The sequence below is a fragment of the Massilia phyllostachyos genome (assembly GCF_021044825.1).
Lineage (GTDB): Bacteria > Pseudomonadota > Gammaproteobacteria > Burkholderiales > Burkholderiaceae_D > Telluria > Telluria phyllostachyos.
Map to the genome: position 1 here is coordinate 43,769 of NZ_JAJNOC010000001.1, position 10,284 is coordinate 54,052.

The following is a 10,284-nucleotide window of genomic DNA, read 5'->3' on the forward strand; positions in this document are numbered from 1 at the left end:
CTAGAAGAACAGCGATCCGCCGTTGTCCGGCAGCTCAGGCGGCGGCGGCGCCGGCGGCAGCGCGTTCGGATTGGCGGCACGTGAGCGCACCGAGATCGACATCGTGACTTGCTTGAAGAATGCATGGATGCCGGCCGCGTGGCTGGCGTCGAACACGGCATTCTCAGTCCCTTGCAGGAAGAGCTCGAGCGGCGCCCGTTGCGCACTGGCGCCAATGGCCATGGCCATGCGGTCACATTTGCTGCTGCGACCACTGCCGATAAACGCTTCCATTGCTTCTTCCCACTCGTCGTTCGGCTCGCCATCCGAAACCAAGACGATCGTGGGGCGATAGGCGTTCGACGGCGTTTCGTCCTTGTCTTCAATCATGGCCTTGGCCATTCTCAGCGCGCCGCCCATGGGCGTTAGGCCATCCGCTGGCAGGTCGCGGTAGCTTGCCCGCGCGTCGGCTGCCGCCACGTTGCGCAGTTCAAGCTGCACACCGTTGTGGCCAAACGAGATCACGCTGACGTCGATGCGGGTCTCACGCTGCTGTTCTTTCTCGAACTCGGCCAGCATGGTACGCACGGCCGTATTCAGTTCGTCGATCTTGCCTTGGTCGCTCATGCTGCCACTGGTATCGAGCAGCAGGTACAGTGGGATGGGGCGCGCCTTGGCAACAGTGAACTTGGAAGGGTCAAACATATATTTATCTCCAGGAAATAAAATTTGGAACTATTCTAGTGTCTAAAAGTAACTTTAGTTAGTAAAAATGGGGCACCTGGCGCAAGTCCGAAAGATTCTGGTCACGGTATGTCGTGATCGCAACACCTTGGTCATTGCGCAGCACATTGGCGCTTTCTGCCCAGCCGGCCGAGACCGCTTTTGCTAGGCCGTTGGCTCGCTGAGCCATGAACGGGAAAGCTCTTCGAGGTGGCTCAGCGGTATGCGGCGCCGCCGCTTGCGACGCAAGGGCGACGATCCGCACCTGAACGACGGCGAACGCGTCCAGGATGGGAACGGCCTTCGCTTACCACCAGCCGCCCAAAAGCGAACCGCCGATACCGCCGATCACGGCACCGATGACCGTGCCAGGCCCTGGGAAAATCATGCTGCCGACCAGCGCACCACCTTCCGCGCCGGCCCAGCCGCCGGCGGCACGGGTGGCACTGCGCGCCGCCTTCCCAACCGTCAATTCGCCCTTGCAGGCATCGGTGACCAGTTCGACTGCGCAGCCCGCTACCGCCAACGGACCGGAACCGGCAACGAAGGCCTTGGCGGCGCCGGTCGACAGCGCGCGTTTGGCAACTTCCTTCACGCCTTCCGCAGCCACAGCCGTCGCGGCACTGCGTGCGGCGCCGCTCACGCCGTCCGTTACCACCGCCTTGGTTGCCTCCTTCGCGGACATGTCACCGCTCGCCAGCTTGGACAGACTCGACACCGCACTGATCGCCGCGCTGACGGCCAAGCCGGACTTGGCGGCATTGGACGCAGCGGACGTCAGCGTGTCTGAAACGATCACGCGGGTAATGCTGGAAGTGTCACCGGACGCCAGCACCTGGGCCTCGGCATGCGTGACTGCCTTGCTCTCGTGTCCAGCAGCTTTCAGCTTGCCGCTCACCTTGGTAGCGGCTTCCTGGCGGTTCGCACCGATTTGGCGCATGCGCGGGTTGGCCGAGCTGGCTTTTGCCTTGGCCGACTTGGAGAGCATGTCGCGCACTGCCGGCACTTGATCGTCGGGCACGATGCGCTGGGTGCCTGCATACTGGGGCTTGGCGCTGGACACCGCGCTGCGTGCTGCGCTGCCACAGCACTTGGCCTGTGCCTCTGCGACGATCTTGCCGTCCCGCACCACGCGGAGATCGACGCGCGGGTCACCCGCAAAGCCGCCGGTGCTACCGGTCAACGCCGTCGACTTGAAGTCGCCAGCTTTGCGCGCTGCTGCGTTGAAGGTACCGGCGTGCACTTCCTCGAAAATGAAGCCGGCCCGTTGATCGAGCGACATCGCCGCCTTGCTCGCGTTGATGGCGTTGACGCGACCCGCCAGCTTTTTCAGTTCGGCGATCGCGGCTTGGTCGTTGACGCCCAGGCGTTGCGCCAGATGCGCTGTCTCTGCACCCTGCATGCGGTATTTCTTCTTGCTGTTTTGGTTGGCCATAATGTTGAATTGCTCCTCGTTCGCTTGGTTAGTTTCGATTGATCCTGGCGTAGCGGTGCCCACAGGTGATCACACGGCCATCGGTGGCGCTTTGCACGACATAAACGCCCATTTGGTCGCTGTAGCGCTTCACGAAATCACGACCCATGTGTTGCTCGATCGCTTGTCGGCCACGGCGGTCCAGGTACTTCACAACGCCACCACGATGGTCGTGTTCGCGGCTGCCGTACTTCAACACCAAGTCGACAATCACAGATGGAATACCGCGTTGTTGTTGTCGTACTTCCCGGTGGCTTCGCGCATTCATTTGCTTTCCCTAGTTAGTTGGTCTTACCCAACATATAGAGAAAAGCGTGCCAGCGAAAAAAGTCCAGCTAAATCAACTAGTTACCACTTCCACTAGTTTTCGAGCGACTCGGATAGAGCAAGATATGGCTTATTTCAAGCAAATTTATTCTTATTATTGCGAAAAGAAAAATTTTGCCAGATAATTGGCAAGCCGATTCTTGATGGTCGGCTTTCTGGCCTATAACCCATTGATTTTTCAAAAGATCATTCCTGGCATAGAGATTGCGCATACGAATCACCTGGCGACACCCTGCTAGCGCAGCGACGCGATTAACGGCGGGCGTGCCTTAACTTGCTTGTTCAAAGTGGCGATAAAGCAAGTTCGCAATCACGGCAGCGTCGTATTCACGGCGTCTCGCTTTGCGGAGGCTGCGACCGCCAGATGCTGTGCAGTGCCGATGCGTGTCGCATTGTACCTAGCAACGAATGGCAAGCAGGGAGCAAGCTAAAGTGAAACACGTCTCACCGCCCCCGCAGCAACAGCGACAACAACATAAAGGATAACGATTGTGAGCCCTGAAAAAGTCAGCGTATCTTGGGTGTCGTTCAATAACGATCCCTATCGCCGCGAGCGGGACGGTAGCTATAGCTATCGACACAACGAGCGCGAAGTGGGTCCGACGCTGGAGTTCTTGCTGAACCCAGGTTCTCCGGTGGCAGGCCAGATCAAGAAGCATTACCTGTTCGTTCGCCGCCGGCTTACGCCCGAGACCGGCGGACGGGAAGTCCACGCGGCTGAAGTGGATGTGGCGAAGGAACTGATCAGGGAGGTAAGGCAGTTCGACGGCCCGGAAATAGAAACGATCTACTGGGACACGGATGTCGCGCCGACCAACCACCAGGAATTGTTTCGCTTTACCGCACCAGCGCTGGCAATGATTCGGCGTACCCATCCAACGGCACAGATCGTTGTCAATCTCAGCCCCGGCACGCCAGCGGCCCAGACAGTGATGCTCGTCGCACTGCAGGCCCGTATTCTTGGCGACAATGTCCGTGCTTATCAGGGCATTCCAAAGGACAAACGGCAAGCGGGCGAAGTCCTGCAGGAGGTGCAATGGAATCTACTGGCCGAGCTGGCCAGGAGCGACGACGTCCATCCCGGCGCTGAGGAGTGGAGCATTGCGAACGCCCAGTCAGAAAGCCTGCGTCGGGTTGCCGAACTGGTGCAGCGCTACGGCCGCGTGCCGTTCCCGGTCCTGATCATCGGCAATCGCGGCTCGGGCAAGACCCAGGTCGCCGAAAGCCTGCGCCGGAACTATCTCGAGCGAAAGGTGAAGTCCGTCAAGGAATGGCACTTTCAAATGAACTGCGCGGAATTTCGCGGCGATCCAACGATCCTGCGCGCTAGCCTGTTCGGCTATGCCAAGGGTTCCCACAGCACCGCCCTGAATGCCAGGACAGGCTTGCTGCAACTTGCCGAGGGCGATTGCGTGTTTTTGGACGAAATCCATTGGATGGATCCACAGGCGCAGGGGGCACTGCTGCTAGCGCTGCAACGCAATGGCAGCTTCCGCAAGATCGGTGGCGAAGAAACCATCAAGGCCAATTTCCGACTGATTGCTGCCACCAACAAGTCGCGCAGCGCGCTGCGGGAAATCTTGGCGCCAGATTTCCTGGACCGTATCTCGGAACTGGTCATCGAGCTGCCGGACTTGCGCGATTGTCGTGAGGACCTGGAAAACATCTGGAAGTCGGTCGTGCGCCGCGCCTGCGAGCAGTTGGTCGAACGCGATCCAGAATTGGTCGTCAAGAGCGACAGCACAGTCCCCCTCATCAGGGATTACCTTGAGCAGTTCCGCCCGCACCAGCATCATATTGCGCGTGCCTTGCGCTCCATGCGACTGGAAGGCAATTATCGTGACCTGGAACGGCTTGCGCGACGCCTGCTGGTAGGGGGGCTGCAGGCTGGCCGCCTATTGTCGATCAGCCGCGAACAGGTGGACACGGAATTGAACGTGATGCGTGACGAAGAGCTCGATACGGACCGCGTCCGTGTCGGGTCGTCAGCGAAGCTGGAGGATGAGCTGCCAACCATTGCCCGCTGTACTAGTCACCTGCGCCAGATTCGCGACAAGGACGCCATACTGTCAGGCCCCAATTTGGTCGCAGAATGGGAACGGCGGCTGCTACTCGCCGCCCAAAAAGTCGCCGGTAGTGGAACCAAGGCAGCCGAACTGTTAAGCATGAATCCCCGGACCTTTAATGCCAAGATGAAGGAAATTCAGACAGACTGAACCGCCCTAGTCAAGCATTCCGCGAGCACGAATTTGCCCGCGAAATGGCTTGTATTTGCAGCGCTAACAGAACCAATCCTGACTAGCGCTGCAAGTGTCAAGAGCTCGTCGGCGCAAATGCGTCGATGGGGCGTTTTGCCGACTTCGGAACGTCCGTTTCCCCAGTCACGGCAAACCGGATGCGACAGTTTACGTCGCACAATTGCTTAAGACTATGAACGGCAATACGCAGGCTTTAAAGCCCCATCCATCTGATCTCTACGAACGAGAAATACAGGAAACCGACCTCGGCCCTTTCTACGAGCGCTCGCACTATAGCCATCCGACGCAATACGACATGGTGGAGCTCAAGAAGCAACAGTGCTCAACAACTAGCGTCAAAAGATAGAGAGCTGTACAGAGCGGCTTCCGCTCTGGGGCTATGCTGTGTAAAAACGTGACTCGGATGGAGTGATGCTGTGAGTCAGCCTCTTAAAGCGCTCACTATAGCGTTTCTCGGGGTTGAGAATGCTATAGATACCCCTGAAAACACGCGTACCGCGTTTTTTAAACAGCCTAGGCCAAGAGCGGACTTGGACCTCCAAGCCAAGCTAGTATTGATCTTGCAACGTGGAAATGGCAGGATGCTATCTGAACGATTCCTCCCTTGTGCCAATGTCCAACTTTTCACAGCTTCAAATCGTCTATGTCCTAACCAACCCTGCAATGCCAGGGCTGGTAAAGATCGGTAAGACAACTCAGGAAGAAGTAGACCAACGCATGAAGCAGCTATACAGTACCGGAGTTCCAGTACCATTTGAATGCGTGTTCGCCTGCCGAGTTCCTGATGCGTCAGTAGTGGAAAAAGCGCTGCACCATGCCTTTGGTCAGGTGCGGATTAACCCCACGCGCGAGTTTTTTCGCATCGAGCCAGATCGCATCGTATCAATCCTCAAGCTCCTGCATGTTGAGGAAATAACCGACGAACTTGAGAAGTCTATTGAGGCAGATGCCACTCAAGCTGACTTGCAAGCGGGAGAAGAGCTGAAGCGTTCGCGCCGTCCACGGATGGATTTCGTCGAGCTTGGCATACCGCTTGGCTCCGTCTTGGTCTACCTCGAAGGTGATCACGAAGTTACTGTATGTGGGCCGAAAACGGTCATGTTCCAAGAGGCACAGTGTTCGCTAACTATGGCCACTCGGAAGGTAAAGGGCCTACCTGAAGGCTATGCTCTACAGCCTGCGCCATACTGGACCTTTAATGGCAGAACTCTCAAGGAAATCTATGACAGCATCTACGTCGTTGGAGATGAAGAGTAAAGATTTTTCAGGCGGACGGTGGAACTGCAGGCCGAAAATGCGGCAGAAGCGATTGTTTGCCGTAAAAAACTTGACGACTTCCTCATGAGCTGGCATCAAGCTAGCAGTAGGTTGTGCCGACTAACTTCCGTCTGAAATCGATTAGCCCCTAATTCTCTTCTCACATAATGACGCCAGAAGAAATCCGCACTTGCTTGGCAGCAGAGCGCAGTCAGTTACATGCATCGGCCTTACAGGCCCGCGACGGGTATTCGTTTTGGTTCGGCGTGCCGGCCAATAACAATCGCATCATTCGTGTTTCGCGCGCCTCAACGTCCAGTCACACGAAACTGAAGCTGGCCGTAACTGACCGGCTTCCTGACCTGAAAAATATGCAACAAATTGAGTTCATTTTCGATGGAAATACGGACGATTTGCTCAGGTACGTCGACCGAGAAATCGAGCTCTACGAGTCGCGTATCGCTGCTCCGTAACCGTCCACGACTGCTGATCGAAACCAACGTATTCCGCTTCGCGAACTCGACGCTCAATTGCGTTACTCAATGAGATTCTTAATGGCGTCTGCCGTCGCCCTCAACTGCGATGAGTCTAACCCGTTATCGGCATCTTCGGTCGAGATGAACAAGGTTTTACCCTCAACGAAGCCATTGCGCGCATACCACTCGCGCTTCCAGTCCCAGCCACGCTTGTAGTCGGGCCGACTCAGCATCCCGAGGTGCTCCCAGATGATAAGGTCGCCGTCGGCCGTCACGAACGAGAAGTCGGGGCGAAGCCGTCCCGGTGCCGTGGTACCTTCGCAGACGCGCTCGTACTCGTAAGGGACTCCGAGCTGGAATAGCATGTTGGCGATGACTAGCTCCGACTTGCTGCGGACCAGGTGGCCCTTCTCGGTTCGATGGATGAGGTGCTCCGCGAAGGGCACGGTGTCGTCAGCGACGCGGATGACGCCTTGGAAGATGTTCGTGTTCCGGCGCGCTGTCTCCGAGCGCTCCGGTCGGGTGAGGTCGAAGAGCACCGCGGCATCGTTGCCCTCGATCAAGAGGACAAGTTGCTCACGCGAGCGCGTCAGCGCGGTGTAAATGAGCTCGCGCGAAAGCAGCCTGCAGTTTTTCGGCACAACGACGAAAACCTTCTTGAACTCGCTGCCCTGCGACTTGTGCACAGTGAGTGCGTAGGCCAACTCCAAGGGGCCTACCCCACCTGGGAAGTCACGCTTGCTGTAGCCGAAGCTGAGTCCAGGACGCCCGGCGAAGACGACGTTCATCCAGGGGTGCTTGGCGGTCGCGATAAGTCCCACTTCACCATTGGCGAGGGAGTGTTCGTCGGATGCTTTCCCATCGTAGGCGTTGCGCCACTGGTTCGAGATCTGGATGACCTTATCCTTACGGACGATGCTCTCGTCGCCAAGGCTGAGGCCCCAAACTTCCGACGCACTCTCGAGCTCCTTGGCTCGGAAGCGTCGCTGTACCCACCGGTTGATGTCGCGCACGCCGTGCGGGTGCATCCGTACTGGGGACAGGATCTGCCACCGCTCGGAGCCCTCCGGCGCATCGAACGGCACCCAACCGCGATCATCGAGCCCGAGCGAAGTGTCGAAGCCCGCCGCGTCGCTGCCGTTCTTCAGCCCGAGGTGTTTCTGAAATGACTGGAGCAGTTGCGAGTGCAGCTCGTCGGGCGTCTTCCAGAACACGATCTCGAGGTCGTTGAATTTCTCGCCGAGCTCGAGGTCACTGAGAACGCGATCCGCATCAACGGGCTGCTGCTCGCGCGTGAACCATGACGCTAAGCGCAGCGCGTCCGACGCTGCGGAGGCAGCAGCGGCTGCGCGCACTTCGACGGTGAGCCGAGCGAGGGCGTGCCCCAAGGGCGAATCATCATCGCTCTGCGCATCAGTGGTTTCGAGATACGAGACGAGGTCGGCGAACGGGCGGCCGACGCCAATCGGTGGAAGCTGGTTCGGATCACCCACCAAAATGAGTCTCTGCACGTGGGCGAGGTCAAGCGCCTCCAATACTGCAACGAGATCGTCCATCGTCAGCATCGAGCATTCATCGATGACGACGGTTTTTTCCTTCCGATACTTGTCCTTGCCGTCGAACTTCGGCCGCTGTCGAGCGCCGTCGTACCGACCGAGCCGGTGGAGAAACTGTGCGACGGTCATCGCCTCGGCGCTCGTCGCTTTGCCAAGGCGCACGCGCGCCTTTCCGGTCGGCGCGAGAAGAAGGATGCCGTCCTTCGTGAGCGCCTCGGACAGCATCAACGCGCCCATGACCGACGTTTTGCCCGTGCCGGCCCGGCCGACGAGAACGCTCAGTCGTCGGGACAGTAGGCGTGCGAGGGCAACAGCCTGTTCCTCAATTGCCTGGCGATGCAGCTCATTCGACTTGTCAAACTTGCCGCCTGCTTCCGAGATAGCGGCAACGAGCAGCTTCTGCCAATCGGCCTTCACGGGGGCAGCAGGTTTGCCGGCGCGCTTGCCCAAGACCGAGCGGAGTCGATCTTCACGCCCCTTCAGCTCCGTGAGCTGCAGCGCAGCGGTCGATGTAGCGCCGGAGCCGGCGACATCCACGAGTTCTATGATGCCGGACAGCGTGCTGCGGTTCGTGCTCGGCCAGTCCGAACCGATTACGCACGGGTGAGCAAGGTCGAGCGAGCCGACGCGTTGCAGTGCCTCTGAAACGCTCAGGAGCGCGTCGCCGTTCTCCGAAGCCTCACGCAGCACCGCAACCAGTGCGGCGCGAAGACGCCGAGCGTCGTTCGGCGAGCCAACTTTCGAGGGTTCCGGGACTGGGTGCTTTGCTGCAATGGTCGCGTCAGGGAGCAAGCCGCGATCAATGAGCCCCACGGATACCGGCGAATCGTTCCAGTCGCCTAGGTCCACTTCGCTCATCCGATACGGGTTTGCGAGGATCACTTCGTCGCTCACCTTCGCGGCCGTGCCCTTGGTTCTCTCCTTCTGATCGAACCAGCGAAGCGCCTGCGCCGACGTAAGTGCGAATCGCGACAGCAGCTTGAGCAGAGCACGGCGCTCGTCAGGGAGGCTTGTCCACGTCTCTCGGATCGCCTCCAGATCATCCGAATAGGCCGGCTGCGGCGGCTTCTGTTTCCCTCGGAGGATCGCATCCACAGTCGGCCAGGGGTCGGCGTCGGCCTTGACCATCTCCGACGACCGCAATTCCAGCGCAAGGGATGTGCCGAGTCGCATTCCGAGTGCCTCAAGGACGGGGCCGAGTCCAGGGAATGGCCCTCGGTCTTGCCATGCCTGCGCGATCTGTCGGTTGAGCCACTCCTCGCGGCGCTCCCACGGCCCCTTCGCGATCCCGTGCTCCCGAATCTTACGCACCGATTCGAGACATCGGACCAGCGTCGACAGGGCGATGTCGGCGGGCGCCAGCTCCGCCGCGTAAGAGAAGACGCGGACGTGTGTCGGATCGGCGGGCACCGCGATTTCTCGAAGGAGCTGTTCACGCCGCGCGTCTTCAGCGGCGTCGCCTGTCGGCTCGAGGTAGTCGTGGTACGGGAGTAGGAAACCATCCTCTCCGTCTGGTCGGATAGTGTGCCGAACGAGTAGATCCCACATGAGGTGCGTGGGCTTATTCTTCGTGACGTCGTAGGCCCTTGGCGTGGCGAGCGTGGCGATCCTTCCGACGCCCATCACGAGTCGCGAGATGGTGTCACCGAGTGGCTGACCCTCTTTGCAGTAGAAGAACACCAGCGACCGCTCTGGCGTAAGTCTGCTGGAGAACAACTTTAGAATCGCCTCCTGCCGCTCGCGGCCGAAGACCCAAGGACTCGCAAACGGGGACTCCTCGTCGGGCGGGAGCGGTGTCGGGAGCCGCTCGTCAATCGCTTTCTGTTCGCTACGGAGCATCCACGCGAACGGTACCACAAACGTGGCGTAGGACGGAACCCTGACCAGTGTCGGCTTGAGGTGGCCGTGCGTCTCCTCGGCCTTCTTGATGCTGGCGTAGGGGTGAACGAAGCGTCGCGACCACTCAGCTTCGTTCATGAACGCGCCCGACTCGGCCTTGCAGGCGGGCAGTTCGTCCAGCTCCAGAGTACTCCATCGCTTCCCTTTCAGTGCGTCCTCGCGGGCGTCATCGCGCTCCTCCCGTATGCGGTCGAGTGCGGTGCAAAATGAATTGCAGGATGGCTGGCGGCAGACGGTACCGTTCCAGCGGGAGTCATGCCAAGCAACGCGTGCAGTAAGGTGGAACATGGGCTATTCGGTCCTTTCGTCTCTATGGTGGTTACTTGCTAGTGATT

The 10,284-nt window shown here is 59.0% G+C and carries 7 protein-coding genes; 3 read left to right on the forward strand and 4 right to left on the reverse strand.

What is annotated here, in order from left to right; all coding sequences use genetic code 11:
- The 3 genes from LQ564_RS00135 to LQ564_RS00145 form a co-directional block, all read right to left on the reverse strand.
- Positions 1-684 carry a vWA domain-containing protein gene (locus LQ564_RS00135; RefSeq protein ID WP_231056067.1) on the reverse strand — a complete coding sequence of 228 codons (684 nt, stop codon included), beginning with the start codon at positions 682-684 and terminating at the stop codon, positions 1-3.
- 325 nt (positions 685-1,009) lie between these two features.
- On the reverse strand, positions 1,010-2,137 hold the full coding sequence (locus LQ564_RS00140) for a glycine zipper domain-containing protein (RefSeq protein WP_231056068.1): 1,128 nt from the start codon (positions 2,135-2,137) through the stop codon (positions 1,010-1,012).
- 28 nt (positions 2,138-2,165) lie between these two features.
- Entirely contained in the window at positions 2,166-2,444 is a 279-nt protein-coding gene (locus LQ564_RS00145) for a hypothetical protein (RefSeq protein ID WP_231056069.1), read from the reverse strand.
- Positions 2,445-2,994: 550 nt separating this feature from the next.
- On the opposite strand from LQ564_RS00145, the gene LQ564_RS00150 reads away from it, so the two are divergent.
- The 3 genes from LQ564_RS00150 to LQ564_RS00160 all read left to right on the forward strand — a co-directional run bounded on the left by LQ564_RS00150 (position 2,995) and on the right by LQ564_RS00160 (position 6,491).
- Positions 2,995-4,719 carry a sigma 54-interacting transcriptional regulator gene (locus tag LQ564_RS00150; protein ID WP_231056070.1) on the forward strand — a complete coding sequence of 575 codons (1,725 nt, stop codon included), beginning with the start codon at positions 2,995-2,997 and terminating at the stop codon, positions 4,717-4,719.
- A 654-nt stretch (positions 4,720-5,373) separates the two neighbouring features.
- Positions 5,374-6,018, forward strand: a complete 645-nt coding sequence (locus LQ564_RS00155) for a GIY-YIG nuclease family protein (protein ID WP_269143380.1) — start codon at positions 5,374-5,376, stop codon at positions 6,016-6,018.
- Positions 6,019-6,185: 167 nt separating this feature from the next.
- Positions 6,186-6,491, forward strand: coding sequence for a hypothetical protein (locus LQ564_RS00160; protein WP_231056071.1), 306 nt, complete (start codon positions 6,186-6,188; stop codon positions 6,489-6,491).
- Between the two features lie 62 nt (positions 6,492-6,553).
- On the opposite strand, the gene LQ564_RS00165 is transcribed toward LQ564_RS00160, so the two are convergent.
- Positions 6,554-10,237, reverse strand: a complete 3,684-nt coding sequence (locus LQ564_RS00165; protein ID WP_231056072.1) for an AAA family ATPase — start codon at positions 10,235-10,237, stop codon at positions 6,554-6,556.
- Between the last annotated feature and the right edge of the window lie 47 nt (positions 10,238-10,284).

Excerpts from the sequence above, each read along its gene's own strand:
- LQ564_RS00140 (WP_231056068.1), bottom strand. The coding sequence starts at position 2,137 with ATGGCCAACCAAAACAGCAAGAAGAAATACCGCATGCAGGGTGCAGAG.
- LQ564_RS00160 (WP_231056071.1), top strand. The coding sequence starts at position 6,186 with ATGACGCCAGAAGAAATCCGCACTTGCTTGGCAGCAGAGCGCAGTCAG.
- LQ564_RS00155 (WP_269143380.1), top strand. The coding sequence starts at position 5,374 with ATGTCCAACTTTTCACAGCTTCAAATCGTCTATGTCCTAACCAACCCT.
- LQ564_RS00135 (WP_231056067.1), bottom strand. The coding sequence starts at position 684 with ATGTTTGACCCTTCCAAGTTCACTGTTGCCAAGGCGCGCCCCATCCCA.
- LQ564_RS00145 (WP_231056069.1), bottom strand. The coding sequence starts at position 2,444 with ATGAATGCGCGAAGCCACCGGGAAGTACGACAACAACAACGCGGTATT.
- LQ564_RS00165 (WP_231056072.1), bottom strand. The coding sequence starts at position 10,237 with ATGTTCCACCTTACTGCACGCGTTGCTTGGCATGACTCCCGCTGGAAC.